General features: G+C 64.2%; 20 protein-coding genes. 7 read left to right on the forward strand and 13 right to left on the reverse strand.

Going from position 1 to position 25,884, the window contains the following annotated elements:
• The 3 genes from VIM61_04515 to VIM61_04525 all read left to right on the forward strand — a co-directional run.
• Positions 1-1,132, forward strand: a 1,132-nt coding sequence (locus VIM61_04515) for an excinuclease ABC subunit UvrA (GenBank protein HEY8899652.1), incomplete at its 5' end; no start/stop codon positions are given.
• On the forward strand, positions 1,129-3,537 hold the full coding sequence (locus VIM61_04520; protein HEY8899653.1) for a tetratricopeptide repeat protein: 2,409 nt from the start codon (positions 1,129-1,131) through the stop codon (positions 3,535-3,537). The genes VIM61_04515 and VIM61_04520, both read left to right, overlap by 4 nt.
• 11 nt (positions 3,538-3,548) lie before the next feature.
• Positions 3,549-4,631 (forward strand): alanine--glyoxylate aminotransferase family protein, encoded by a 1,083-nt coding sequence (locus VIM61_04525; GenBank protein ID HEY8899654.1) that lies wholly within the window; start codon positions 3,549-3,551, stop codon positions 4,629-4,631.
• A 12-nt stretch (positions 4,632-4,643) separates the two neighbouring features.
• Here VIM61_04525 and VIM61_04530 read toward each other — a convergent pair whose 3' ends face one another.
• The 3 genes from VIM61_04530 to lysA all read right to left on the reverse strand — a co-directional run bounded on the left by VIM61_04530 (position 4,644) and on the right by lysA (position 8,590).
• Positions 4,644-5,048: a hypothetical protein gene (locus VIM61_04530; protein HEY8899655.1), complete on the reverse strand. Its 405-nt coding sequence runs from the start codon at positions 5,046-5,048 to the stop codon at positions 4,644-4,646.
• A gap of 40 nt (positions 5,049-5,088) precedes the next feature.
• Positions 5,089-6,954 carry a phospho-sugar mutase gene (locus VIM61_04535; protein HEY8899656.1) on the reverse strand — a complete coding sequence of 622 codons (1,866 nt, stop codon included), beginning with the start codon at positions 6,952-6,954 and terminating at the stop codon, positions 5,089-5,091.
• 346 nt (positions 6,955-7,300) lie between these two features.
• Positions 7,301-8,590 (reverse strand): diaminopimelate decarboxylase, encoded by a 1,290-nt coding sequence (gene lysA, locus VIM61_04540; GenBank protein ID HEY8899657.1) that lies wholly within the window; start codon positions 8,588-8,590, stop codon positions 7,301-7,303.
• 79 nt (positions 8,591-8,669) lie between these two features.
• Here lysA and VIM61_04545 point away from each other — a divergent pair, with 79 nt between their 5' ends.
• A complete protein-coding gene (locus tag VIM61_04545) occupies positions 8,670-10,160 on the forward strand; it encodes a hypothetical protein (GenBank protein ID HEY8899658.1) in 1,491 nt (496 codons plus the stop codon).
• Here the strand turns inward: VIM61_04545 and VIM61_04550 are convergent.
• The 3 genes from VIM61_04550 to VIM61_04560 all read right to left on the reverse strand — a co-directional run bounded on the left by VIM61_04550 (position 10,157) and on the right by VIM61_04560 (position 14,554).
• Positions 10,157-11,227, reverse strand: a complete 1,071-nt coding sequence (locus VIM61_04550; protein ID HEY8899659.1) for a glucose-6-phosphate dehydrogenase assembly protein OpcA — start codon at positions 11,225-11,227, stop codon at positions 10,157-10,159. The genes VIM61_04545 and VIM61_04550 overlap by 4 nt on opposite strands.
• Positions 11,228-11,236: 9 nt before the next feature.
• Positions 11,237-12,772, reverse strand: coding sequence for a glucose-6-phosphate dehydrogenase (gene zwf, locus VIM61_04555; protein HEY8899660.1), 1,536 nt, complete (start codon positions 12,770-12,772; stop codon positions 11,237-11,239).
• 147 nt (positions 12,773-12,919) lie between these two features.
• A complete protein-coding gene (locus VIM61_04560; GenBank protein HEY8899661.1) occupies positions 12,920-14,554 on the reverse strand; it encodes a glycosyl hydrolase in 1,635 nt (544 codons plus the stop codon).
• 185 nt (positions 14,555-14,739) lie between these two features.
• Between VIM61_04560 and VIM61_04565 the strand changes: the two genes are divergently transcribed.
• Positions 14,740-15,723, forward strand: a complete 984-nt coding sequence (locus tag VIM61_04565; protein HEY8899662.1) for a PilZ domain-containing protein — start codon at positions 14,740-14,742, stop codon at positions 15,721-15,723.
• Here VIM61_04565 and VIM61_04570 read toward each other — a convergent pair.
• The 6 genes from VIM61_04570 to VIM61_04595 form a co-directional block, all read right to left on the reverse strand.
• Complete coding sequence (locus VIM61_04570) at positions 15,720-17,402, reverse strand: glycosyltransferase family 2 protein (protein ID HEY8899663.1); 1,683 nt, start codon at positions 17,400-17,402, stop codon at positions 15,720-15,722. The genes VIM61_04565 and VIM61_04570 overlap by 4 nt on opposite strands.
• Positions 17,392-19,431 (reverse strand): tetratricopeptide repeat protein, encoded by a 2,040-nt coding sequence (locus VIM61_04575; GenBank protein HEY8899664.1) that lies wholly within the window; start codon positions 19,429-19,431, stop codon positions 17,392-17,394. Before VIM61_04575 ends, VIM61_04570 begins: the two co-directional genes overlap by 11 nt.
• Positions 19,392-20,024 (reverse strand): tetratricopeptide repeat protein, encoded by a 633-nt coding sequence (locus VIM61_04580; GenBank protein ID HEY8899665.1) that lies wholly within the window; start codon positions 20,022-20,024, stop codon positions 19,392-19,394. The genes VIM61_04575 and VIM61_04580 overlap by 40 nt, the downstream gene beginning before the upstream one ends.
• Positions 20,021-20,674, reverse strand: a complete 654-nt coding sequence (locus tag VIM61_04585; GenBank protein HEY8899666.1) for a tetratricopeptide repeat protein — start codon at positions 20,672-20,674, stop codon at positions 20,021-20,023. The genes VIM61_04580 and VIM61_04585 overlap by 4 nt, the downstream gene beginning before the upstream one ends.
• A gap of 214 nt (positions 20,675-20,888) precedes the next feature.
• Positions 20,889-21,236, reverse strand: coding sequence for a glutaredoxin (locus VIM61_04590; protein ID HEY8899667.1), 348 nt, complete (start codon positions 21,234-21,236; stop codon positions 20,889-20,891).
• 106 nt (positions 21,237-21,342) lie between these two features.
• The gene (locus VIM61_04595) at positions 21,343-23,034 is read right to left on the reverse strand and encodes a 30S ribosomal protein S1 (protein HEY8899668.1); all 1,692 of its coding nucleotides are present in this window, start codon (positions 23,032-23,034) and stop codon (positions 21,343-21,345) included.
• Positions 23,035-23,219: 185 nt separating this feature from the next.
• Here VIM61_04595 and VIM61_04600 point away from each other — a divergent pair, with 185 nt between their 5' ends.
• Positions 23,220-24,665 (forward strand): DUF4139 domain-containing protein, encoded by a 1,446-nt coding sequence (locus tag VIM61_04600; protein HEY8899669.1) that lies wholly within the window; start codon positions 23,220-23,222, stop codon positions 24,663-24,665.
• 6 nt (positions 24,666-24,671) lie between these two features.
• On the opposite strand, the gene VIM61_04605 is transcribed toward VIM61_04600, so the two are convergent.
• Positions 24,672-25,025 (reverse strand): cupin domain-containing protein, encoded by a 354-nt coding sequence (locus tag VIM61_04605; protein HEY8899670.1) that lies wholly within the window; start codon positions 25,023-25,025, stop codon positions 24,672-24,674.
• Between the two features lie 14 nt (positions 25,026-25,039).
• On the opposite strand from VIM61_04605, the gene VIM61_04610 reads away from it, so the two are divergent.
• Positions 25,040-25,852: an SDR family NAD(P)-dependent oxidoreductase gene (locus VIM61_04610; protein HEY8899671.1), complete on the forward strand. Its 813-nt coding sequence runs from the start codon at positions 25,040-25,042 to the stop codon at positions 25,850-25,852.
• Positions 25,853-25,884 lie beyond the last annotated feature (32 nt).

Genomic DNA, 25,884 nt, shown 5'->3' on the forward strand with positions numbered 1-25,884 from the left:
GGGCACGCTGGACGAAATCTTGCGAAGCGAGGAATCGCTCACCGCCCAGTATTTGAGCGGTCGCCTGGGGATTCGCGTGCCGAAGGTGCGCGTGGCGCCGCGGAAGAAGCGCGAGCTCGCCGGCGAGATCGGCGACGGCTGGCTGACCGTGCGCGGCGCTCGCGAGAACAATCTCAAGGGGGTGACCGCCGCCTTCCCGGCGGGTTGCTTCACGTGCGTGACCGGCGTCTCCGGCAGCGGAAAATCGACGCTGGTGAACGACATCCTGCGCGCCGCGCTGGCTCGTGACCTGAACGGCGCGAAGGAAAAGCCCGGGGCGCACGACGAGATCGTCGGCACCGAGCAATTCGACAAGGTCGTCGTGATCGACCAGAGCCCGGTCGGGCGCACGCCGCGATCGAATCCCGCCACGTATTCCGGTGCGCTGGGGCCGATTCGCGAACTCTTCGCGCAACTCCCGGCAGCCCGTGTGCGCGGCTACAACTCCAGCCGGTTCTCGTTCAACATGAAGGGCGGCCGTTGCGAGCACTGCCAGGGCGACGGCTTCATCAAGATCGAGATGCATTTCCTCGCGGACGTTTACGTCGAGTGCGAGGTCTGCCGCGGTCGCCGTTACAATCGCGAGACGCTCGAGCTGACCTACAAGGGCAAGAACATTGCCGACGTTCTCGACATGACGGTCGACGAGGCGGCGCGGTTCTTCCGGAACATTCCGTCGCTCTCCGACAAGCTCGACACGATGCTGCAGGTCGGCCTCGGCTATCTGCGGCTCGGCCAGTCGGCGACCACGCTCTCCGGCGGCGAGGCCCAGCGCCTGAAGCTCGCGAGCGAGCTGGCGAGGCGGGCGACCGGACGCACGATCTACATCCTCGACGAACCCACCACGGGCCTGCATTTCGCCGATATCCACAAGCTGCTCGAGGTGCTGATGAAGCTGCGCGATGCGCGCAATACGCTCATCGTGATCGAGCACAATCTCGAGGTCATCAAGACCGCGGACTGGGTGATCGATCTTGGCCCGGAGGGTGGCGATGGCGGCGGGCAGATCCTTGTCGAGGGGACGCCGGAGACGGTCGCGGCTTGCGGGCAGAGTCACACCGGGCGATACCTCAGCACCGTGTTGAACCGATGAACTGGCGTTGTTTGATCCTGCTTCTGGCGCTGCCTTCCGCGAAGGCCGGGGAGGTCGAGGACGCCATTGCCCGGGGCCGGGCGGCCCGGGCGGACGGCGTGCCCGAGGCGGCAATCTACGATCTCAAGAATGCCGCCGGTAACGCGGCCGGTCCCGCATCGCCGCAGGTCGTCGTGGAGCTGATGCGTTGTCTCATCGCGGCAGGCCGCGAGGACGAGGCGGTGCAGTGGGCGCGGCGCACGGTGTTTCGAACCGATCCGGCGGTCATTTTCTGGCGCGCGCAGGCGCTGGCTCAGCATGGTGATTACCGCGCTGCGCTTGCGGACTATCGCCGCGCGGCCGGGGCGGATGCCTCGCTACGAGTGGAGGCGGATCTGGGCAACGCCCGCATGCTGGAGGCGCTCGGCCGCACGGAGGACGCGCTCGCGGTCTACGCGAAGGTGCCGGCGGAGAGTGCGTGGAGCGTCGAAGCCCGGCTGGCGAGTGCGGCCATCCTCATCGACGAGACGCGATTCGACGAAGCGAAGCGGTTGCTCGAGGGGGCGGAATTTCCCGACCGCGCGGCGAAGGATCGGCAACGATATCTGCTGGCCCGCATCGCGCTCGAGAGCGGTGAAGTCGACGACGCTGACCGCCTCTACGAGGGATTCAAGCCGCGCGATCCCCGGCTGGCGGCGGGGTTGACGATCGGCGAAGCGGACGCGCTGCTGCGGCGGAGTCACGAGGACAAGGCGGAGGATCGCATCGAGACCTTCGTGCGTGAAAATCCAGGCAATCCGCTGATCGGCGACCTGCTCGCGAAACTCGACGAGGTGCGGAGCCGCGAGCGGGATCCTTCGAGTTCGACGCTCAAGCAGTGGGAGAACGACAACGACAATCCGATTCTTTCCACCACCGCAACATTCTACCTCGCCCGCGGTGACGAGCGGCAGGGTCGTCTTGACCGGGCGATCCGGAATTACCGCGAGTTCATTCGGCAGAATCCCGGCCATCCCCTGCGCGTAGTCGCGACGGTGCGTCTGGCCCGCCTGCTCGTTGCCGGCGGACAGATCAATGATGCCGCCGCGGTGCTGGCGGCCGCGGAGGCGCCCACGGATCGCGCGGACGATGCCCGGCTGCGCTTCCTGCGCGGGGCCACGGAATTCCAAAACAGGGACTTTGCCGCGGCCACAAAGACCTTTGTCGACGCCGCCAATCGCGAACCGGCAATCGCGGAAAGTGCCCTGGCCAACGCCGCCCTGGCGGCAATCGACGCCGGCAACGATCCGCTGGCGGCGGAAATTCTGAACGCACTTCGCAAGGAAAGCCTGGGCATGGCGCGGCGAATCGAGCTCGCGCAGGCCTTCCAGAATGCGCGGGCCGAGCGGCCGGACGCGGGGGAGCAGCTTGCCTGGCTGGCGAGCCAGGGCGGCATGATCGGCGAGCGGGCGCGACTGGCGTCGGCGGAGTGGCGTTGGGAGCAAGGCGATCGATCCGGCGCGCAGGCGGAGTTTCGGCGGATCAACAATTCCAAGGCCGCCGGCGTGGGCGACCAGAAGGATTATTTCGCGGTGTATCTGGCCGACGACGGCTCCGCGAGGTGCGTGGATGCGGTGGTGCAGGCCGCTCAGGATTTTCTCACGCGTCACCCCGGGGCTTCCCGGGAGGCCGACGTGCGGATGAAGCTGGGCGAGGTGCTCATGCGGGCCGGCGATTATCGCGGCGCCCGGGTGCAATTCGAGGAGGCCTCGAAGCACACGAATGACTCCGCGAGGCGCCAGAGTGCGCTTTTTCTCGCAGCCCGAGCCGCGGCCGGCAGCATGTCGCCGGAGGAAATCGACGCGGCAATCTACACGTTGCTCGAGGCGGTCGCTTCGGACAAATCCAGTGACCTCGCGACCCAGGCCCGGTGGGAACAGGCGATGCTGCAAAGCGCGCGCGGGCGGTTCGAAGAGAGCGTGAAGCTGCTCGATAGTCTCATCGCGGCAACGAAGGATCCGCGTCTGCAGTTCGCGGCGCGGTTGAAGAAGGGGGACGCGCTTCTCGAGTGGAGCCGGACGCAGCCCGCTCGCGCCGCGGAGGCGATCAAGGAATGGCGCGCCGTCGCCGCTTCGCCCGATGCCCTGCCCGCGGAACGGAACGAGGCGCTCACCCATGCCGCCAACGCCAGCGAGCAGATCGGCGACGGCGATGGCGCGATCTCGGCCTACTACGAGGTGCTCACCGCTCCGCGTGACCGGCAGGCCGAGTATTTCTGGTATTACAAGGCCGGTTTCGCGGCGGCCCAGCTCCTCCTCAAGCAAGGCCGCACGAAGGAAGCGGTCGCCATCTACGAGAAGATGGCCGCCGTTCCCGGGCCGCAGGCCGCCGAGGCGAAGGAGAAAGTAAAGCGCTTGCGGCTGGAGAACTTTATTTGGGAAGATTGATCTTCCATCCCATGGCTATCACCGATCACGTCAAGCTCTTCATTCCCGGCCCCATCGAGGTCTCGGAGAAAACCTTTCGCGCGTTCTGCACCCCGATGATCGGGCACCGCAGCGGCGACTTCAAAAAACTCTACGGCGGAATCCAGCCGCAGCTGCAGACGCTCTTCGGCACCACGCAGCCGGTCTTTCTCTCGACGTCCTCTGCCTGGGGCGTGATGGAAGGCGCGCTTCGCAACCTCGTCGCGAAGAAGGTGCTCAACTGCATGAACGGCGCCTTCTCGGACAAATGGTTCGACGTCAGCAAGCGTTGCGGCAAGGCCGCCGAGGCGTTGCAGGTCGAGTGGGGACAGCCGATCACGCCCGAGGCGGTGGACGCTGCGCTCGCGACCGGCGAGTTCGACGCGATCACGCTCATTCACAACGAGACCTCGACCGGCCTGCGCAATCCGCTTCCGGAGATCGCGGCGGTCGTTCGCAAATATCCCGAGGTGATGTTCATCGTGGATACCGTTTCGTCGTTCTCGACGGAGCCCATTCCGATGGACGAACTCGGCATCGATGTGCTGCTCACCGGCAGCCAGAAAGCCCTCGCGCTCCCGCCCGGCCTCGCGCTGTTCAGCGTCTCGGAGAAGGCTTTCGAGCGCGCGGCCACGATGAAGGATCGCGGCTACTACTTCGACTTCATCGAATTTCGGAAGAACCAGCAGGATGACATGACCCCGAGCACGCCGGTGATTTCGCACATCTACGCGCTGCGCTCGAAGCTCGAAGACATCTTCACCGAGGGCGTCGAGGCCCGCCACGCCCGCCATCGGAAACTCAACGGCATCGTCCACGAGTGGGTGAAGGCGCGCGGGTTCGAATTCTTCGCGCCGGAAGGCTACCGCTCCCTCTCGCTGACCTGCGTGAAGAACAACCGCGAGGTCGACACCGCCGAGTGGATCAAGCGGCTGCGCGAGAAATACCACTGCGTGATCGACGGCGGCTACGGCAAGATCAAGGGCAAGTCTTTCCGCATTTCGAACATGGGCGACGAGACCGAGGAGACGATCACCGAACTCCTCGGCTGGCTCGACGACACGCTGCCGGCGTAACGCTGGCGGCCCTCAGGACCCCACCACGGGCGGTGGGGTCGGCGTCATTGTCGGCGTGGGCGTCGGAGTTTCGAGAGGTGTGGGCGACGGCGTGGATGGCGCCGTGGCCTCGTGAATGCGCTCCTTCATGTCACTGGCGGCGTCCTTGATCGCGTCGCCGGCTTTTTGGAGCGTTGGCTGTGCCTTTTGCGCGGCTTCGCGCGTGGCGGCCGCGGCGCTGGCGGCCGCGTCTTTGGTCGCTTCCAGAGCAGCGGCGGCGGCTTCCTTTGCCTCGCGAGCGGCCCGCTGACCGGCCGTTTCTTCCGTTGGCGTCGGAGCGGGAGTGGGCGTCGGAGTTGCGTCGGCGACGGGCTTGGGGCCATCGCACGCGGCGAGGGCCACGGCAAACGCGCAGAGGGTGGGGATGAGTGTCTTCATACCGAAGGAGGTTCGCTTCCCGGTCGGGGAGTGCGCGGATTTAATTTGCGAGGCGGGCGTCGACATCGGCCTTCAGGGCCGCCCACGCGGCGGTGAGCTTGTCGGCAGCGATCGTTTTCGATCCCGCGACATCGGCCGTCGGCGCCTCGGCCGCGAAAAGGTAGAACTTGATCTTCGGCTCGGTGCCGGAAGGACGCACCGCCACCCGCACGCCATTCGCGATCTCGAAAATCGTCATGGCTTCCTTCGGCAGGGCGTCTCCTTCGCTGTCGATCAATCCGCCGAGCGAAAAATCGCGGACTTCCGTGACCGCCGCTCCGGCAATTTCCGTGGGCGGATTTTCGCGGTAGGAGGTCGCGAGTTTTTGAATCTTCGCCGCGCCATCGGCGCCGTCCATCACGAGCGATTCGCTGCGCTCGAGGTGCACGCCAAATTCCGCGAAGAGGGTGTCGAGCAGCTCGGGCAGCGTGACTCCCGTCGTGCGGGCGTAGGCGGCGACCTCGGTGAGCATCACGGCGGCGGCGTTGGCATCCTTGTCGCGAACGAAATCCGCGCCGCTGTAGCCGTAACTTTCCTCGCCGCCGAAGACGAAGGTCGTGTCGCCGGTCTTCTCGTATTTCGCGAGCTTCTCGCCGATGTATTTGAAGCCGGTGAGCGTCTCGACGCAGCGCAGGCCGAACTTCTTCGCCACGGCCTTCTGGAGGTCCGTCGTCACGAACGTCTTCACGATCACGCCGCTCGCGGCGGTGGCCGGAGTGAGTCGGCCGGACTCGAAGAACTTCATCGCGCGATACCAGGCCATGAGCGAGCCAAGCTGATTGCCCGTGAGCAGGTGCAGCCGGCCGTCGGGACCGCGCGCGGCGACGCCGAGGCGGTCGGCATCGGGGTCCGTCGCGAGCACGAGGTCAGCGCCTTCGGCGTCGGCCTGCTCCATCGCGAGGGTAAGGGCCTCGGAGTTCTCGGGATTCGGTGATTTGACGGTCGGGAAACGGCCGTCGGGAACGTCCTGCGAAGCGACGGTGGAGACTTCGCAGCCGATCTTGCGCAGGACGGGAACCGTGGACACGCCGCCCACGCCGTGCAGCGGCGTGAAGACGATTCGCAGTTTCGCGTCGCGGACGATCTGCGGGTCGAGGAGCAGCGTCTCGAGCTGGGTGATGTAGGCGGCATCGACCTCCGCGCCGAGCGCACGCAGGGTGCCGGGCTCGGCGGCGGGTTCGTAGCGCTCGCCGGCGACGGCGTTCACCCGGGCGATGATCCCGCTCGCGTGCGGCTCGACGATCTGGCCGCCGTCGGCAAAGTAGACCTTGTAGCCATTGTATTCCGGCGGGTTGTGGCTCGCGGTGAGGTTGATGCCCGCCGCCGCGCCGGTTACGCGCACGGCGAACGAGAGTTCGGGCGTCGAACGAGCTCCCTCGAACAGCCGGGCGTCCACGCCAAGGTCGCTGATGACTTTCGCCACGAATTCCGCGAACTCGCGCGAAAAATGGCGGGTGTCGTGCGCGATGCAAATGCCCGGGGGCGTCGAGCGTCCGGTCTCGGCCTGCCAGGCGAGCACGTAGGCGACGAGACCCTGCGTGGCGCGGCTGAGATTGTAGAAGTTCATCGCGTTCGTGCCGACGCAGGGGTGCTCTGGGCGATCGTTCGGGCCGCCGGCGCCCTGTTCGGCCCGGGTGACGACGGCGCCGATGGATTTCCCGCGCAGACCGCCGGTGCCGAAGGCGAGAGTGCGGAAGAAGCGGTTGTCGAGTTCGCTCCAGTTCCCGGCGGCGACGAGCTCCTCGATGGCAGCGACGGCCACGGGTGGGGGATCCTGCGCGAGAAAGGCGGAAAGGTTGTCGGCGGAGGCTTCGAGAAGGAGGCCGTGCGCGGCGGCTTCGCGGATACGGTGGGAAATATCGCTCACGGCGCGAGACGCTACAAATCCGTGAGGGGTGGCTCAAGTCCGCACTCGAACCGAAATGGTTTTCGCTTTTGGGCCGAAATTCCGCCGCCTATGGAGGAGGCATGCCGCTCAAGCGCTGCCCGAAGTGTGGAAAATATCTGACGCAGGAATCTCGCGACGCCTGCACGTGTGCGGACCGTCCGCCGTCCGGACCCGGGATGGACGGCGCGCGATTCGTGAAGACGCTGCTCGTCATTGCCGGGCTGCTCGCGCTGCTATCGATCGGCGTTTACCACGGCATTGCCTGCCTCCGCGAGCTTCACGGCCTCTCCGGGCTCTCCCATTGAGGCCGCGCGCACGGTGAGCCCTATTCGGGAATCGTCTCGCCGCGGATGAGGTCGTCGTAGTTCTGGCGTTCGCGGATCACGTTCCACTTCGTGCCATCGACGAGAACCTCGGGAAGCAGCGGGCGGCTGTTGTAGGTCGAGGACATCACGAAGCCATACGCGCCGGCGCTCAGCAGGGCGATGCGATCACCGCTCGCGAGCGGCGCAATGGCGCGGTCCTGCGCGAAGAAGTCACCGCTCTCGCAGACCGGGCCGACGACGTCCATCACGACGGGTTCGCCAGCGGCTTTCCGGAGCGGATGAATTTCATGGTGACCCTCGTAAAGCGCCGGGCGGATGAGGTCGTTCATCGCGGCGTCGACGATGGTGAAAATCTTCGTCGGCGTCTTCTTCACGTAGAGGACGCTCGAGAGCAGCGCGCCGGCATTGCCCACGAGAAAGCGGCCCGGCTCCAGCAGGATCTTCAGGCCCAGCGGGCGCAGAAGCGGGACGACGGCCTCGGCGTAGGCCTCCGGCGTGATGCGACGGGGATGATCCTTCGCGGTCCACCAGGCCGGGTCGCCGCTTTCGAGCGCGGGATCGTAGACGATGCCGATGCCGCCGCCGATGCTGAAGAACTCGATCGCGTAGCGCGCCTTGAGGGTCTCGACGAGCGGGATGAGCTTGCCGACAGCCTCGGCGAACGGCGCCGGGTCGAGGATCTGCGAACCGATGTGCGTCTGCACGCCGCGGATGCGCAGGTGCTTGCGAGTCGCGGCCTCGGCGTAGACGGCCTCGGCGCGGTCGAGGCCAATGCCGAACTTATTCTTACTCTTGCCGGTGGAGATGTATTTGTGCGTGCCGGCGTCGACGTCGGGATTCACGCGGATGGCGATCGGCGCGATCACGCCCAGGCCCGCGGCGACCTCGTCGATAAAGGCCAGCTCGGCCTCGCTTTCGACGTTGAAGCAATGGACGCCCTCGCGCAGTGCCTGCTCGATCTCGGGCCGGGTCTTTCCGACGCCGGCGAATGTGCAATGCGCCGCGTCGCCGCCGGCACGCTGCACGCGGAACAGCTCGCCGCCGGAGACGATGTCGAAGCCGGCGCCCTCGGCCACGAGGAGATTCAGGATGGCGATGTTCGAGTTGGCCTTCACCGCGAAGCAGATCTGGTGATCGAGTTCGGCGAGCGCGCGATCGAGGCGCTGGAAGTTCGTGCGAATCGTCTCGGCGGAATAGACGTAGGCGGGCGTGCCGACGGCGTCGGCGATGGAGGTGAGCGGGACGCCCTCGCAGGTGAGGGCGTCTTCAACGTAACGGAAGGAATGCATGGTCGAGAAATTGATCGCGGATGAGTGTTCCCCGGCGAATGGGAGGAAACTCCTGCCCGGAAAGCGCTTGGGAAACTTGATGAAACCGCGAACCGCGCCCATCTTCAAGGCCGTGGAAGGCTTTTGCCCGATTTCCCTCCGGTCGGCTTTCGTGGCGGGAGTCCTCGCCCTGGGCTTCGTCGCGCCTCTGCACGCCGATTATCTCGACGAGATCGGCTATCGCGATCTCGTGGCCGAGCTGCAGGCAGCGGGCAAGACGGTGCCCGACGGAACGGGAGTCACCGTGTCGCAGGTCGAGGCGAGCCTCGGAACGGACACTTCGGTTACGCCGAATACCTACGCCTACCTGGCGGACCAGTCCCTGTTCACGGGAGTGACGATTACAAACGCGAGTGGTTCCTCCTATCCTGCGGCAATCTCCAGTCATGCGAATGAAGTCGGCTTCCACCTGTTCGGAGACGCGAGCATGGGCTCTGGAATCACCGCCGTGACCGCGTATCTCGCTGACCATTGGGTTGGAAGCGGGAGTCTGAATTTCACAACGACCGGATTCTCGCCGCTGGCACCGCTCACGGAGGGACGCGACGTGGCAAATTTTAGCTGGGTGGGCACGACCGGATCAGCGGCGAACGATCAACTCATTTTGAATCGTCTCGATTACCAGATTCAGCGAGACGACTACGTGGCCGTCGTCGCGGTGAATAATGGGTCGGTCGCTCAGAACCTCCTTGCGAGTGCCTACAATGTCATCAGCGTGGGTGTGACGAGTGGCAATCATGCGTCCGGCTCGAGTTCGGAGGTGAATTCTGCCGTCACCTATCCGCAACTCGTCGTGCCGGAGAGTGCGACGAGCTACGCGACCCCGGTCGTCAGCTCCGCGGCGGCGTTGCTCGTCCAGACGGCGCGCGGCTCTTCGACGACTTCGGCAAACGGCACGAAGTCTGAGGTGGTCAAGGCGATCCTGCTCGCAGGGGCGACCAAGAGTGAGTTCACCACCTGGAGCCGAAGCGATACGTCACCGCTGGACGCAACGTTCGGGGCCGGTGAATTGAACGTGCAGAACAGTTCTCACATCCTCACGGCGGGCGAGCAGACGGCGAACGCAGTGGTCGCAACTACCGGCTGGGATTTCAACTCGATCGCGCTCAACGCCACCGTCAGCTATACCTTCGACCTCGCGGCGACGGGAGACCTGAGCGTCGCGCTCACGTGGAATGCGATCTACTCGGAGGTGAACTTCAACGCCCTGTCGCTGTCGCTCGCGGATTTGAATCTGTCTCTCTACGAGATCGGGACGGGCGGTGCGCTCACCCTCGTGCAGCAGAGTCTTTCCTCGGGAAATATCGAGGCGCTTTGGGTGACCGATCTCGCCGCCGGTGATTACGTGCTGAAAGTGACCTACGCGAGCAATGCCAGCGGCTTTGGCTCGACCGCGGAATACGCGGTGGCCTGGCAGACGACCTACACCGGGTTCGTGGCCGTGCCGGAGCCCGCCTTCACCGCGCTGATCGTCGCCGGCGGGCTCGTGATGGTCGTCACGCTGCGCCGCCGGGTGGCGCGATCCCTTTAGGAATTCGCGATCAGCGGGGTGATGACCTCGAGGGACTTCAGGTAGAGCGGGTGCTTGCCGCCGCGGCTGAGTTCCATCAGCAGGGTCTCGGCAATGCGGTCGCGTCCCGCCGGAAGGAGCTGGCTCGAGGGCTCGAAGCTGCCGCCTTTCATCGAGGCGTGGAAGAATTCCTCGCCGGCCGCGCGCTCGAGCTGGAACTCGGCGTCGCCGGCGGTGAGGCGGCAGGTGGAAATGCAGGCGCCGGCTTTTTCGGTGAGTTCGAAGGGAATCTCGCGATGGTCCGGCGTGCGGAAGGAATGGCGGCCCAGCACGGTCTCGAGCTTCCAGCCGAGCTGGTGCGCGAGCCAGCCGAGCAGGAGCAGGGCAGAGACACGAGCGTGGGCGGCATGGATGATTTCCACGCGGTCGATCTTCTGGAGATACGGCAGCGCGCAGGCGTTGTCGAAGAAGTGGGCAAGGCCGGAACGCAGGCTCAGCAGACGCGTCCAGTTCAGGTCGCACAGAATGGTGCGTTGCTCGCCGAGGGCGGCGATTCTCCGGACGAGCGCGAATTGCGCGGCGGGATCGTCCCAGGAGTTGCTGTCGAAGATGAGGCGGTCGATCCAGCTCCAGAGGCGGGAGTCGAGGGGCTCGTGGAAGTTCGCCTGCCACCAGAAGCAGAGGGGCAGGTCACTATCGAGGTGCGAAAAGACGACGTTCGAGAGCGCGGAGGGCGAGTTGCCGTCGAGCTGGAAGGTGATCTGCTCGGAGCAAATCTCGCGCTTGTCGGCGGCATGGCAATGGGCGTTGATCCAGGCCTGGGCCGAGCGGCTGGCGGCGGCGCGGTTCGCATAGACGAGAATCGCGCGGCAGGCGTGCTGGCTGGCGATCTGGCCGATCATCTCGGTGATCGGTTCGACCGACTCCGCGGCCTCGGTGTAGATGGCGAGGTTGATGAGCGACGCGCGCGTCTTGTCGCCGATGTTTTCCCAGAGGCGGCCGAGTTCCTTCTCGATGCGGCCGATCTCGACGGGCAGGCCGGGAGAAAAGGCGGGATCGAGCGTGGCGGAGGAGGATTCTGTGCTCATGGCAGAGTTTTACAGCCGTCTCCAGGTCGCGCCGGAGCGTTGCACGAGTCCGTCGGCCTCATCGGGGCCCCAGGTGCCGGCGGCGTAGGTCGCCAGCGGACCGCCTTCGCCGCTGTCCCAGGCGGCCTTGATCGCGTCGACGAATTTCCAGGCCTCCTCGACTTCGTCACGACGGGCGAAGAGCGTGGCGTCGCCGGCCATGGCATCGAGCAGCAGGCGCTCGTAGGCCTCGGGCGTGGCCTTGCCGAAGGACGTTCCGTAGTGGAAGTCCATCTTCACGGGCTCGATGCGCAGGCTGGAGCCGGGGAGCTTCGACGACATGCGGAGCGAAACGCCTTCGTCGGGCTGAATGCGGATGACGAGGACGTTGTCGTCGATCGTCTGGCCGGTCTGGCGGAAGAGAACTGGCGGCACGCTCTTGAAATGGAGGGCGATTTCGGTCGCGCCTTTCGGGAGGCGCTTGCCGACGCGGATGAAGAAGGGAACCCCGGCCCAGCGCCAGTTGTCGACGTTCGCCTCGAGGGCGACGTAGGTCTCCGTCTGCGAGTCGGCGGGCATGTTTTCCTCCTGGAGGTAGCCGACGACGTCCTCGCCGTTCACGGCGCCGGCGGTGTATTGCGCGCGCACGGTGTATCTGGCGACCTCGCTGCCGGAAATGCGGCGCAGCGAACGGAGAACCTTCACCTTTTCATCGCGAATGGCGTCCGCGCTGAGATCCGTGGGCGGTTCCATCGCCGTGAGGGTGAGGAGCTGGAGCAGGTGGTTCTGCACCATGTCGCGCATGGCGCCAGATTTGTCATAGTAACCGGCCCGGCCGCCGACGCCGAGCGGCTCGCTCGCCGTGATCTGGACGTGGTGAACGTAGCGGGCGTTCCAGAGTTGCTCGAAGATGGCGTTCGCAAAACGCATCACCATGATGTTCTGCGCGGTTTCCTTCCCGAGGTAATGGTCGATGCGATAGGTGTCGCGCTCGTGGAAGGAGCCGTCGACCATGTCGTTGAGGAAGACGGCGGTCTCGAGGTCGGTGCCAAAGGGCTTTTCCACGATCACGCGGGCCCAGCTTCCTTCGGCCGCCTTGTTGAGGCCGCTCTTGCGCAGGTTCTCGAGGATGATCGGGAACTGGTCCGGGCCGGCGGAGAGATAAAAGAGGCGGTTGCCCCGGGTGCCACGCTGGGCGTCGAGTTCGTCGAGGCGCCGGGCGAGGGATTCGTAGCCGGCAAGGTCGTCGAAGGCGCTGCGGTGATAGAAGAGCCCGCTGGCGAAGTTCGCCCACAGCTCGTCGTTGATCTTCTGGCGCGAAAATTTGCGAGCGGCCGTCTCGAGCTCGGTGCGGAAGACTTCGTCGGTTTTGTCGCGGCGGGCGAATCCGACAACCGAGATGGACGGCGGGAGATTGCCATCGGCGGCGAGGTTGTAGAGAGCGGGAACCAGCTTGCGGTGGGTGAGATCGCCGGTGGCGCCGAAAATGACGAGCGAGCAGGGCTCGGGAACCGAACGGCTGAGGAGTCCTTCGCGAAGTGGGTTGATGACGCTGTCTTTCGGCATGGGTTGGGAAATGGACTCGTCTTGTAACCCGCTGGCGGGACGATGACAAGCCACCCATCCGCGGCATGACGCGGTCTCGATGAAATCCCTTCATCGAGACGATCTGCGGAGTGGCGACCGGAGCGAAACGCGTGCTCCCGGAGGCGGCTACTTGCCGTATTTCTTCTTCAGCGCCTTGAGTTGCGCTTTCAATTTCTTGAGCTTTTTGGCCTTTGCCACGGGGTCCTTGATCTTCTTGGCCTTCTTGATGGCGGCGTTGATCTTTTTCAGCTTGGCGGCGTATTCGGCGTCCTTGGGGTCCACCGCGGCGACCACGGCACCGACCTTCACGCGCGGCGTGCCGGTATCGATATTCGGCCACTCTTCACCCGGCGGCAGCAGGAAAGCCTGCCAGTAATAGGTGCCGCCGACCGTGAAGGCGCTGAGGGCGCTGGCCGAGACGGTGATCTTTTTGTTCTGGGTGCCGGCGGCGACGAAGGTGGGTGTCGCGCGCGGGGTGCCGCCCACGAATGTGACGGTGCCGTCGGTGGCGACCTGGACGATGTTCACGATGAGGTCCGCGTCGGTGGGTGAGCTCACGGTCAGCGGAACGCTGAAGGTGCCCGTCGCGGGAATGGAGGCGGGCACCGACGCGAGGCTGATGAAGGGATTCACGGCCGTGAACTCCGTGATGCCGGCGATCCACGTCTTCGCCGCGCGCTGGGCCTGGATATAGGAGGTGAATCCGGAGGAGATCGCCGCGTCGTCCGTGAGGCGCCAGTCGACGATCTTCTGCGTCGTGTCTTCAATTTTGTTGTAATTGAACCACACGATCATCTTCAGCATCGGGAACTTGAACGAGATGTCGAGAGCCTCCTGGATGTCGCCGCTGGTGTTGAAGAGCTGCTTCCACCAGGCCTGCTTGATGGCGAAATTCGTGCCCGAGCCGCCGATCGAGGGATCCAGGCTGAAAAGTGCCGAGGTCTCCGGAACGACCATCGGCTTCTTGTGCGTGGAAGCGCTGCCGCTGTAGACCTCGTAGAAATCCGGGACCTGGCTGTAGCCGGCGACGAGGTTCGAGAATTCCTGATCGTCCGGCACGCGGTTCTCGATCTGGCCGCCAGAGTTGTAGCCCCAGTGATAGACCGACATGCCGACCCAGTCGACGTAGGCGTCGCCGGGGTAGTAGGGCGAATACGGGTCGTCCGCGGAGGTGAACTGCCCGTCGTTGTTCGTGTCGAGTTCGGGGAAGGTGAGCGTGGTCGAGCCGAAGGGGTAGCCAAGGCCGTTGGTCGGCGACCAGACCATGGCGGTGTGCTTCGTGACCGCGTGAACGGCATCGGCCACCATCCTGAAGGCCGCGATGTAGGCGGTCGGCTTCTGGCCCCAGACATACCAGGAGCCATTCATCTCGTGGCCGAAGCGGACCATTAGCTTGGCGCCTTGGCCCTCGTAAAGGGCGCAGCGGGCGGCGAATTCGTCGCAGGCCGCCTGGGTGACGGTGTTGAGGCCGCCATCGGGCTCCAGAGTGATGAGGGTGACGGCGCCGATCAGGCTGTTCCGGGCGACAAGGTCATCGAGATCCGTCTCGTCGCCACCGTTGAGGGGAAATTTGCAAAAGATTCCGTAGGTGGCGGGCGCGAGTCCGAGGGCCGATTTCCAGTTTACGGTGAGAAGGTCCGGGGTCTGGGCGCTGACGCCGAAATAGCATCCCGTCTCTGGCTCGAGGGGCGCCAGGGCTGCCGCCGGAGGCACCACGGTGAGCAATCCCAGACAGGCGAGCGCCCAAAGCTTTCCGATCAAATGTTTCCCGTTTTCCCGTCCCGAACCCGTATTCGTCATTAAGCGATGAAGTTGGGGCCACTGGGGTGGACTTTTCGCAAACCGCCGTCAAGTGAAATACCGGCTTGCGGCGGGCGGTGGCAGTAATGGACGTTGCATCCGGACAAGGGTTCCGTTATGCGTCCCCGCCCAAGGGGAAAAGAATAGTGACCGACGCCAACGCGGAAGAACCAGCACCATCGAGCGGATTTTCTTCCTCGCCAGAGGACGAGAGCCGCGACATTCGGGAGAGACTCGAGACGATCCTGGCCGAGGTGGCCTCCCCGGGCGCCGGTGGCGGCCACGATCCCGTGATGACCCTGCTGGCGCACTCGGTCGAGACGCCGGCCACTCGTGAACGGCGCGAGCAGGTGCGCTGGAGCTTTTCGCTGGGGTTTCCGCTCGTGGGGTGGCTCGGAGACATGAAGACGAGCTTCCAATACCGGCCGCTGAATGTTTCGGCGGGCGGCATGCAGTTGGAGGTGCAATTGCCTCCCGAACGCAGCCTCGACGTGGGCGAACACGTCGACCTCTGCCTGCCGTTTCACGTCGACAGCGAGATTCTGAACCACTGCGACCTGCGCTGGGTCGTGCCGCGGGGGGAGAAATTCATTTGCGGGGCCAAGCTCAGCCACCGCGCCAATGGCGACTACGGCGTGATGTTCGATTTTTCGTCCGGGATATCGGTCGCGGGTCATTCTTCGGGAAAACCCTATGAGAAGCTCACCGAACTTTTCCGGTGGGTGCTCGAAGACGCGATCTTCGTGAAGCGGGCGATGATTCTCTATCTCGGCCACCTTGCGCCTCTGCTGGCCCGGCTCTCGAACGTCGATCGGGTGGCGCTGACGTTGTTCAAGCGCATGAGCCTCGACCGCACCGAGCAGCGCATTCGCGAGAACATCGCGACGCTCGAGGAGCTGATGCAGGGGTTCGGCGAGCTGCACGAAGACGAGGCTCTCGGCGAATTTCTACGCCGGTTTCGCCACGCCATCCGCCCGGAGATCAACGAGTTCTCGCTGCGGCGCCTGCTGCGCACGCCGGAGAGCGAAGTCTACCTGCGGTCGATCCGGCTCTCGGACCACAAACTGGCGACGCATTACAATTCGCTCGTCCTGCTGGCCGAGGAGTTCACGCGACCGCCGGGAAGCTAGGGCGTGGCCGTTCGGGTCGTCCTGATCCGGCGCTCGCGGCGAAACAGGCCGACTTTTTCGGTCGGACGATTGAAGTAGAGGATCGTCCCGATCATCGCGGCATTGTAGGCGCACCAGATGATGTTGCCGAAGACGGCCGCGGGTGAAAGCGTGCCGTAAATGACGTGGTTGAGGCCCCAGGCCACCGTCACGATCAGAATGCAGAACACGGTGAGCTGCGGCCACAGTCGATAAAGGGGGAGCGAGGTCGCGCCTTCCTTGGACGTCACGCGGAACTTGCCGCGAATGCCGAGCAGCCCGCAGGCGGAGGCCATCATGTAGATCGGGAAGCTGATGACGTTCATGGTCATTCCGCTGAAGACGTCGGCCGTGCTGTAGCCCCGGTAGCGCAGTGACCCAATGAAGGCCCAGAACGTGAAGGCGAGGTAGGGGATGAACAGCGCGAAGAAGATCTCCGGCCGGGCGAGACTGCGCGGGAACCCGAAGAAGACGTAGAGCGCGGGAAACGACCAGATGATGAGCCAGACCCAGCCGACGCAGTAGAACGAGACGGAGGCAAAATACTCCAGCCAGCGACGCGGCGAGAACGCGAAGGGGTTCTTCAGGAACTCTTTGATCACCATGCGCAGCAAGCCCACGGTGCCGGAGGCCCACCGGAATTGCTGCTTGAAGAACGAGCCGAGATCCTGCGGCCCCATGCCGAACGCGCATACCCGGTTGACGTAGGTGGACCGCCAGCCGCGGAGGTGCAGTTTGACGGATGTTGCGAAATCTTCCGTCACGGAGGATTCGTCCATGCCCCCGACGTCTTCGAGGGCGGCTACGCGGAACATTACGTTCGTGCCGCAGCACGGCATGGTATCCAGCATGCCCTTGCCCTCGCAGATGTATTCGTAAAACACGGCCTGTTGGGCGGCAGCGCCGTTGGCGACGCGGTTCGTCGTGATGTTCGAGTAGAACTGCGGGGTCTGGACGAACGCAAGCCGGTCGTCCGCTTCGAGCTGGGCCACCAGCGGATCGGCAAAATCCGCCAGCGGATTCATGTCCGCATCGAAGATGGCGAGATACTTGGCGTCGCGGAGTTCGTTGACGTTTTGATTTGGCGCGACTTCGAACCCGGGCTCGTCCCGGCCGGCGAGGAAGCTCAGGAAATCGTTGATCATTCCGGCCTTGGCGCCGCGCCACTTGTGCCGAAAGACGTTGATTCCGATCTGGCGGGCGAGGGCATCGACATCGGACCGATAGCGGGCGAGCGCGGGATTTGTCGCGACGTCGTCGTAAGGGGTGTCGTCGAGGAGGAAAAGCCGCCGGTTGGGGTAGGTGAGGTTCCGGAAGCAGATCATGTTCGCTTCGAGCACGGACAGCGGTTCGCGATAGGAGCAGATGGCGAAAGCCACGGGGGGAAAGGTGATCAGCGGGGCGGGAGTCGCCACGATGCGATCGGGATCGATCGCGTGGGCATTGACGTGGGCGACATTCGAGAAATACGCCACCGCGTGAAGGAACATGAAAATCTCGCAGGCGATGAGCAGCGCCATGGCGATGGTCTCGGGAATGTTCAGCTCGCTGATCGAGATGAGAATCGCGTGCCCGATGATGTAAAGCACGGCCAGGACGAGCGCGGCGATCGTCACGAAGATGATCGTCCGCGCGGGCAGGGTCGACGATTTAGAAGGCATAGGCGACGGAGACGGAGGCGGTGGCGCCGTTCCATTGCTGGGAACGCTCGATCCAGCCGCCGAGGTCGACGAGGAGGTTGCGGACGATTTCGCAGCGCAGGGCGGCGTCGAAGGCGATGGCGGGATTGCCGTCCGTGTCGAGACTGCCCTTCACGCCGGCGCGGTAACTGAGTTCGTTCTGATCGGCGGCGCCGGCTGGCCGCAACGATTGCTCCCAGTTCATGCCGAGGGAGCCGCGAAAGTAGTTTTGGGGCGTCCAGTAGGGATGGATCACGTTCGTTTCTTCGCTGTCGGTGAACTCGGACACGCTCTCGTGCTGCGTGGTGAGATACTGCCCGCGCAGTTCCGCGACGAGCTTGCCGGGCGCCTGGAGGAGGACGAAGCCCGCGCCTCCGTCGGCGCCGAACTGGAGATTTCCGTCCGAGTAGCCGCGGAGCTGGGCGCCGCCGGAGAGCTCGAGGAAGGAGAGCGGCTGGCTCTCGAAGGACAGCCGGCCGGTGTCGGTCTGCGTGCCCTGCGTGAAGTTATAGCGATTCGTGAGGGCGTCCTCGTGCTGGTAGCTGGCGGAGATGCCGAGAGCCTTCGAGGGATTGAAGGCCAGGAGCGCTCCGCCGGTGTGGGTGTCGCGAACGGTGGGCGTGAAGTAATTCTTGAAGGTGTAGTTCAGGTTCACCCGCCAGGAAGCGGCGATCCGGTAGTCGACTGTCGCCGTTGCGCCGGTCGCGTAGTAGGGCGAGGCGACGCCTTCGGGCTGCTCGATCCAGGTGCGCGAGCCAAGCGTCATCCGGAGATGATCGTTGAAGCGGAAATCGCCCTCCGTGGTGAAGATATTCCGCGAGATGTCGGCCATGCGGCCGGGGGAATCCTCGTTGATGAAGAGGTAGCTCGTGCGGACCCGGTTGCGCAGCTCGTCGGTGATCTGGCGTTCCGCGTTTTTCGCAAACACGGCGTGGGAATCGGACTCCGCCAGGTCGCGGTAGGCTGCGCGCGCGGCGTCCAGCTCGCCCGCCCCGCGGAGGGCCGCGGCCCGGCCGTAGGCGGCGGAGATATTGTCCGGTTCGAGGGTTTGCAGCTCGGTGTAGTCGCGCACGGCCACCGCGTAACGTCCCTCGCGCAGGGACGCCATGGCGCTGGCTTCCAGGGCGGTCGCGGTGCGGACGTTCTGGGGAATCGATGCGCAATCGATCACGGGCTGGAGCAGTGCATTCACGGTGCCGGTTTCGTGGCAGATTTCCGCGACGCGGGCGGCCTGCCGGCGAAGGGCGACGTCCCGCGGATTCGCCATCACCGCGCGGCGGTAAAAGCCGAGCGCCTTTCGGGGCTGATCCTGGGCGAAGAGGACTTCTGCCAGTCGTTTGAGGAGCTGGGGATTGTGGGGATCGCTCCGGAGGGCGGAACGGAGAGCGGCCTCCGCATCGGCGGGGGATTTACATTCGAGGGCGAGCTCGGCAGAGGCGACCACGAGATCCGTTCGCATCGGTTGGCGAATGGCGAGCCGGGCCAGAGTCTTCCCGGCGCGCGCCTGCGCCTGACCGGCGCTGGCGGCCTCGAGGTAGATGGCGACAAGCTCCGGCTGGTGGGTAGCGCCTCCCAGTCGAGTCTCGAGGAAGTCCATGGCGTCCTCGTGGCGACCGAGCTTCTGGAGGGTGCCGGCATACCAGACGATTTCCTCGGGACTGAGGGGGCGCCTTTCCTGGAGCAGGGCGAAATCGCGGGCGACGATGTCGAGCTGGCCGAGCTCGGATGCCGTGTTGCGATGTTCTTCAAGAAGCGTGATCGAGTCCGGCGACTTCACGCGAAGCTGGGTGTAGAGGGCGAGAGCCTCCGCGCGGTGGGCGGGCACGGCGGCCATGTTGCGCGTGAGGGTGAGGGTGGCCTCCTCGTCCGAAATGGGTTCGTCGGATTCCGGGTCGTTCGCAGCCGGGGAGAGCGTGGCGAACGCGAGGAGGAAGGCGAGAAGCGGGAGGAGCCGGATGCTCGGGCCGCAGGTCATGGCGTCGGAGCCTTCGACGGCAGCGTCAGCTTCCACTGCGTGATGGCCTCGTCGTAGCGGGCCGCCCAGCCGAGCACCCGCGCGTATTGACGGCGGAGCTGAATGTCGTCCGGCGAGGCCTCGACGAGGCTGGCGTAGAGCTTGAGGGATTCCTCGTAATTCTTGGCCCAGCTCAGGGTTTTCGCGAGCTGGAGCTGCAGGCCGGCATCGTTGGGTTGTTTGGCGAGCAGGCTGCGGAGAATGCGGATCGCCTTCTCGAAATTTTTCTTCTGGGCTTCCAGGTTTGCGACGATCAGGAGGCCGCGGCGGTCGAGCTTCGTTTCGTCGAGGCCGTCGATGGTCTTGAACGCCTTGTCGGTCTCGCCGACGGCGCCATAGAGTTCCGCCAGTTCCAGGCGGAGATCCGTCCGCTGGGGCATTTTCTCGATGAGCTCCCGATATTCCGCGATGGCCTCGGCAAAGCGCTTGTCGTAGCGGAGCAGGCGGGTGAGTTCGATGCGAGCCTCGTCCTCGCCGATGGGAACGTTCGACGGATCGGCGTCTGGCGCGGCGAGGGCGGGGGAGGGCTGCGCAAATCCCGAAACGGCGGCGAGCAGGAAGATGCCGAAAAAGAGTGGGGCGAACTTCATCGAGCGGCGGCGAGTTTCGGGTGCTCCAGCGCCGCGCGGGCGTCACCGAGGGCTGCCCAGGCGAGGGCGTGGGTGAGGCGGATTCGCAACTCGAGATCGTCGGGGGTGAGCTCGCGAGCCTGTCGATAGTAGACGATCGCCTCGTTGAAATTTTTCTGCCAGGCGGCGAGGTCGCCCAGTTTTGCAAGCATTTCAGCGGAAGGGGTTTCCTTCGAGGTCAGCTCCAGGAGAGTCTTGCTCGCCTCGGCGTATTGGCCATCGACGATCTGCATGCTCGCGTGCATGCGGAGACCCTCGGCGGTGAGGGCGGTGCCCAGCGCCGAGGTGCGGACGAAGACCCGCCGGACGTCGTCGAGTCGCTGCTGGCTAAAATACAGGCCGGCAAGGGCTTCTGCGCCCACGGGATCGAAGGGATTGGCGTCCGCGGCGGCGCGGAAGAGCGTCTCTGCTGCGTCCGTTCGGCCTTTCTTGGCAAAAATCCAGCCGTAGTGCACGCAGGCGGTCGGGCGATACTTGATGCGCTCGGCGACCCCCGCGATGTGGTCGGCGACCTGTTTGTCGTGACCGATAAGGAGGTTCCATTTGACCTCGGTAATAGCGACATCGATCGGATGAGCCCAGCGGAAGACGAAGCAGGTGCCGACAGCCAAGACGGCGGCTCCAATCAGAAACCAGCGTTCCTGCGAAAATCCTCGATTCCCCATGCGACGGCACTGCCTCTATCGGGAGGGGTTCGGCCCCGCAAGGATTTTCTCTGATGGGCAGGGATCGTCACAGAGACGCGAGACGGGCCTCGGGAAAGCGAAAGGGCCCGGCCCAAATGGATTGAACCGAGCCCTTTGGCTAAAGAATTTGGAAACGAAGTTACAGCTTCAAGCGCACGGCATCGGCGGCCATGGCGGCGTGCTGTTCGTCGGTGCAGGCGGAGTTCAGCGGAACGTCGGTGGTCCTGGCGCTTTCGCCGACGAGACCTTCCTGGAGCATCCAGCCCTCGAGTTCCTCGCCGCTGATGTCGGCAAGCATCGTGCCGTTGACTTCGACGCAGGGCGAGAGGGGCTGGCCACTCTTCTGTTCCATCTCCCAGCGGAAAGCGGGATTCTTGATGATGTCCTTCTCCGTGTAGGGGAGGTCGTATTTGGCGAGGACGGCGCGAACGCCGTTGCTCCAGCCGCAGGAGGTCTTCAGGTAGGCGGTGATTTCGGGTTTGGCCATAGTTTGGTTCGGGAAGCTAGCACAACACGCTTGCTGGGCAAATCCGGAAACGAAAAAGCGCCCGAGGAATCCCCCGGGCGCTTTCCGTAATTGTTGCGGAAAAGACTTATTTCTTCTTCTTGCCTTCGCCGGGACGGTATTCGTCCTGCGCGATCTGGAAGGCGGCGGCGAGGCCGACCATGTCTTCGCCGGGGCGAATGTTGTCGAACACTTCGCTCTCCTTCTTGAGGTCTTCCATCGAGTAGTTCGCGGCCTTGATCGAGAGACCGATGCGGCGCTCGGCCTTGTCGATCTTGATGACGCGGGCTTCGACCTCCTGGCCGACCTTGAGGGCGTCCTTGACCTTCTCGACGTGATCTTCGCTGATCTGCGAGATGTGGACGAGGCCGTCGATCTCGCCTTCGAGCTGAACGAACGCGCCGAAGTTGGCGAGCTTGGAGACGGTGCCCTTGACGAGGTCGCCGATCTTGTATTGCTGCTCGATGTCCTTCCACGGATCGTTCTCGAGCTGCTTGAGGCCGAGGCTGATGCGCTGGTTGCTCTTGTCGATGTCGATGACGACCGCCTCGATCTCATCGCCCTTCTTGAGGACTTCGCTCGGGTGGTTGATCTTGCGGGTCCAGCTGATGTCGGAGACGTGGACCATGCCGTCGATGCCCTCTTCGAGTTCAACGAACGCGCCGTAGGCGGTCATGTTGCGGACCTTGCCCTTGACCTGCTTGCCGATGATGTAGCGCTGCTCGATCTCGTCCCAAGGATTGGACTCGAGCTGGCGAACACCGAGGGAAATCTTCTGCTCCTCCTTGTTGACGCCGAGGACGACGGCTTCGATTTCCTGGCCGAGCGTGAGGACGTCGGACGGGCGGGCGATGCGCTTCGTCCAGCTGAGCTCGGAAACGTGGATGAGACCTTCGACACCGCGCTCGATTTCGACGAACGCGCCGTAGGGCATGAGGTTCGTGACCTTGCCCTTGACGGTCTGGCCGACGGGGAAGCGCTCTTCGATCTTGTCCCACGGGTTGTCCTGCATCTGCTTGAGGCCGAGGGAGACGCGCTCCTTCTCCTTGTTGATGTCGAGGATGACGACGTCGAGGTGGTCGCCGATCTTGACCATCTCGGAGGGATGGTTGAGGCGGGCCCACGACATGTCGGTGATGTGGAGGAGGCCGTCGATGCCGTCGAGGTCGATGAAAGCGCCGAAGTCGGTGATGTTCTTGACCGCGCCGGAGACCTTGTCGCCGATCTTCACGCCGTCGAGGAAGGCGGCGCGCTTGGCGCTGCGCTCGGCCTCGATGATCTCGCGGCGGCTGAGGACGACGTTCTTACGGTCGTCGTTGATCTTGACGATCTTGAAATCGTAGGTGTTGCCGACGAACTGCTGGAGATCGCGCGGCGGGATGATGTCGATCTGCGAAGCGGGGAGGAAGGACTCGACGCCCACGTTGACCATGAGGCCACCCTTGACGACGGATTTGACCTTGCCCTTGATGAGGCCGCCTTCCTTGAAGACGTTGACGATCTTTTCCCAGTTCTGGCGCTGGGCAGCCTTTTCCTTCGAGAGGACGACCATGCCCTCGTCGTTTTCGAGGCGGACGAGCAGGACTTCGACTTCGTCGCCGACTTCGACTTCCTCGGGATCTTCGAATTCGTCGGCGCGGACGACGCCTTCGGACTTGTAGCCGATGTCGATGAGGAATTCGCGGGAGCGGATTTCGAGGACGTGGCCTTTGACGATGCTACCTTCGCGGTAATTTTTGGTGGAGGCGGCGAGAAGCGCTGCCAGATCAATATCTGCCATAAAAGACAATTGGGTTGAGGTTAATGGTTCAAAACCGCGACGACCTTTGAGGAAAACCACCCGGCGCTCGGCGGGGCGGAGGTTGCGGAAAGAGGGTGGAAGGATATCCAAGAAGCCTGCGGTGGCAATGAAAATCTCCTGCGAGAAAGTTCCTAAGAAACCGTCGGCTGGTGCGTTGTCCCGGTATGCCCCACGCTGCTCTCTCCCGACTGGCCGCTTCGCTTCTGACGCTCCCGCTTCTCGCCACGGCGAATCCGGCCCTCACCATCTATAACCAGAACTTCGCCGTCGTGCGCGACGAGGTGCCGCTCGACCTCCATTCCGGGGTTAACGACGTGCGGTTCGCGGACATGACCGCCACCGCCGAGACGGACTCGGTGATTCTTCGCGATCCGGCCGGCAAGGTGAAGCTGCAGGTGCTCGAGCAGAGCTACCGCAACGACGCCGTCTCGGAGGCGCTTCTCTTGTCTCTGTATGAAGGGAAGTCGCTCGACTTCGTGGTGCGGGAGGCGATGAAGCCCGATCGCACCGTCACGGGAAAGGTGATCCGCAGTGGCTACGGCGCCGGCGGACAGAATGCGATCCAGCCGATCATTGAGGTCGACGGGAAGCTCCAGTTCTCGCTGCCGGGGCGACCGATCTTTCCGGCGCTGGGCGATGACACGGTGCTGAACCCGACCCTGTCGTGGAAGCTGAATGCCAGCGCGGACGCCAAATTTGCCGCGGAGATCGCCTACATCACGGGCGGACTTTCCTGGCATGCGGACTACAATCTTGTGGCCGCCGAGAAGAGCGATCTCGTCGACCTCGTCGGCTGGGTGACCTTCGACAACCAGAGCGGAAAGACGTTTCGGGGGGCGAAGGTGAAACTGATGGCCGGGGATGTGAACAAGATTCAGCAGGTTCGGACGGAGATGGTGCCGAGGTCACTGGCCGCGGGTATGGCCATGGATAAGGCTGAGCAGGCACCTGTCACCGAGAAGGCTTTCTCCGAGTTTCACCTCTACACGATCAGCCGGCCGGTGACGCTGCGCGATCACGAGACGAAGCAGGTGGAATTCGTGCGGGCGACCGGCGTGAACGCCCCACGGATCTTTGTCTACGACGGAGCCACGCCGAATTACGGAATCTTCAATTTCTTCCGCGGCGCCGGCGAATACGGCATCCCCACGAACAAGAAGGTGTGGGTGTTGCGTGAATTCAAGAACTCCGAAGCGAACAGGCTCGGCCTGCCGCTGCCGAAGGGACGGATGCGCTTTTACGAACAGGACGAGGATCATCAGATGGAGTTCATCGGCGAGAACGAGATCGATCACACGCCAAAGGACGAGACGATCCGCGCCTATGTCGGGAACAGTTTCGACCTCGTTGGCGAGCGCCGACGCACCGATTACGCCGTCAATGAAGCCAGCGACTGGCTCGATGAATCCTTCGAGATCACCCTGCGGAATCACAAGAAGGAGCCGGTCGAGATCCGCGTGGTCGAGCATCTTTGCCGCTTCGACAACTGGAAGGTCACCGACAAGAGCGACGACTACCGGAAGCTGGACTCCCACACGATCGAGTTCCGCGTGACGCTCGAGCCCGACGAGGAGCGCAAGGTCACCTATTCCGTGCACTACACCTGGTAGCGCGGCTTATTCGAAATACGTGTCGTCGTGCGCGTAGGGCGGTGCGCAGCAGCACAGGAAAACCAGGTCGCTGGTGGCGGTGATCTGGTGCCAGGCTCCGGCCGGGATGAGAATCGCGTCGCCCGGGCCGACTCCGCGCGTTTCTCCGTCGAGTTCCATCGTTCCATGGCCCTCGAGCAGGAAGTAAAATTCCTCGGCGAGCCTGTGGTAGTGGCGGTCCGTTGCCGTGCCGGCCGGAACGCGGGCCTCGGCCAGGCTCTGGTTTTGCACCGGGGCGTTCGTGCGATCGAGGATGCTGCGAATCGTCGAGCCGTCCTTCGTCGTGAAGGGTTTTTGGCTGGATAGGTTCAGGGCGATCATGAAGATTGCGTGATATGAAGTTTTTCGAGGGATGCACAGCGTTGATCACCGGCGCGTCGTCCGGTCTCGGCGCAGAGTTCGCCCGCCAGCTCGCCCCCGTCGCCCAATCCCTCGTGCTCGTCGCCCGCCGCAACGACCGCCTCGAGGCGCTCCGCGCGGAATTCTCCGCCAGCCATCCGGATCTGGCGGTTTTCATCTACGCCGCCGACCTCGCGGACGAGAATGCGCGGGCAGCCTTCGCCGACTGGCTCCGCGAACAGGACATTCGCGTCGATTTTCTCGTGAACAATGCCGGCCTTGGCGATCACGGACCCTTCGAAAGCAGCGAGTGGATCCGCGTGCGCGCCATGCTCGACGTCAATATCGCCGCTCTCACGCATCTCACGCACCTCCTGCTGCCCGCGTTGCGCGGCTCCGGCCGGGCCGCCATTCTGAACGTCAGTTCCGTGGCGAGCTTCTTCCCGCTGCCGAACATGGCGGTCTATGCCGCGACCAAGGCCTACGTCACGAGCTTCTCCGAGGCGCTGCGGATGGAATTGCGCGACACCGGGGTGTCCGTCACGGCGCTTTGCCCCGGCCCGGTGAAGACGGAGTTCTTCGACATTGCCACCCGCCCGGGTGACGAAGAGAACGCCGCGCATTTTAAAACCATGCCCGCCTTCGTCGTGACGACGGAGGAAGCCGTGCGCACCGGGCTGACGGCCGTGGTGCGCGACCGCGCGCGAGTCGTGCCCGGGCCGCTCCTCGCGATCGCGGTGGCGGCCGCCGCCCTCGTGCCATTCTTCATCGTTCGGCAGATCATCCAGGCTGGCCGGGCCCGAATTTAGCAACCGATGGGCATCCTCGAACCTACGATCAC

This window comes from Chthoniobacterales bacterium (genome assembly GCA_036569045.1).
Lineage (GTDB): Bacteria > Verrucomicrobiota > Verrucomicrobiia > Chthoniobacterales > JAATET01 > JAATET01.

Coding starts and splice junctions, on each gene's coding strand:
- VIM61_04520 (HEY8899653.1), top strand. CDS start 1,129: ATGAACTGGCGTTGTTTGATCCTGCTTCTGGCGCTGCCTTCCGCGAAG.
- VIM61_04525 (HEY8899654.1), top strand. CDS start 3,549: ATGGCTATCACCGATCACGTCAAGCTCTTCATTCCCGGCCCCATCGAG.
- VIM61_04530 (HEY8899655.1), bottom strand. CDS start 5,048: ATGAAGACACTCATCCCCACCCTCTGCGCGTTTGCCGTGGCCCTCGCC.
- lysA (HEY8899657.1), bottom strand. CDS start 8,590: ATGCATTCCTTCCGTTACGTTGAAGACGCCCTCACCTGCGAGGGCGTC.
- VIM61_04545 (HEY8899658.1), top strand. CDS start 8,670: ATGAAACCGCGAACCGCGCCCATCTTCAAGGCCGTGGAAGGCTTTTGC.
- VIM61_04550 (HEY8899659.1), bottom strand. CDS start 11,227: ATGAGCACAGAATCCTCCTCCGCCACGCTCGATCCCGCCTTTTCTCCC.
- zwf (HEY8899660.1), bottom strand. CDS start 12,772: ATGCCGAAAGACAGCGTCATCAACCCACTTCGCGAAGGACTCCTCAGC.
- VIM61_04570 (HEY8899663.1), bottom strand. CDS start 17,402: ATGCCTTCTAAATCGTCGACCCTGCCCGCGCGGACGATCATCTTCGTG.
- VIM61_04580 (HEY8899665.1), bottom strand. CDS start 20,024: ATGAAGTTCGCCCCACTCTTTTTCGGCATCTTCCTGCTCGCCGCCGTT.
- VIM61_04590 (HEY8899667.1), bottom strand. CDS start 21,236: ATGGCCAAACCCGAAATCACCGCCTACCTGAAGACCTCCTGCGGCTGG.
- VIM61_04595 (HEY8899668.1), bottom strand. CDS start 23,034: ATGGCAGATATTGATCTGGCAGCGCTTCTCGCCGCCTCCACCAAAAAT.
- VIM61_04600 (HEY8899669.1), top strand. CDS start 23,220: ATGCCCCACGCTGCTCTCTCCCGACTGGCCGCTTCGCTTCTGACGCTC.
- VIM61_04605 (HEY8899670.1), bottom strand. CDS start 25,025: ATGATCGCCCTGAACCTATCCAGCCAAAAACCCTTCACGACGAAGGAC.
- VIM61_04610 (HEY8899671.1), top strand. CDS start 25,040: ATGAAGTTTTTCGAGGGATGCACAGCGTTGATCACCGGCGCGTCGTCC.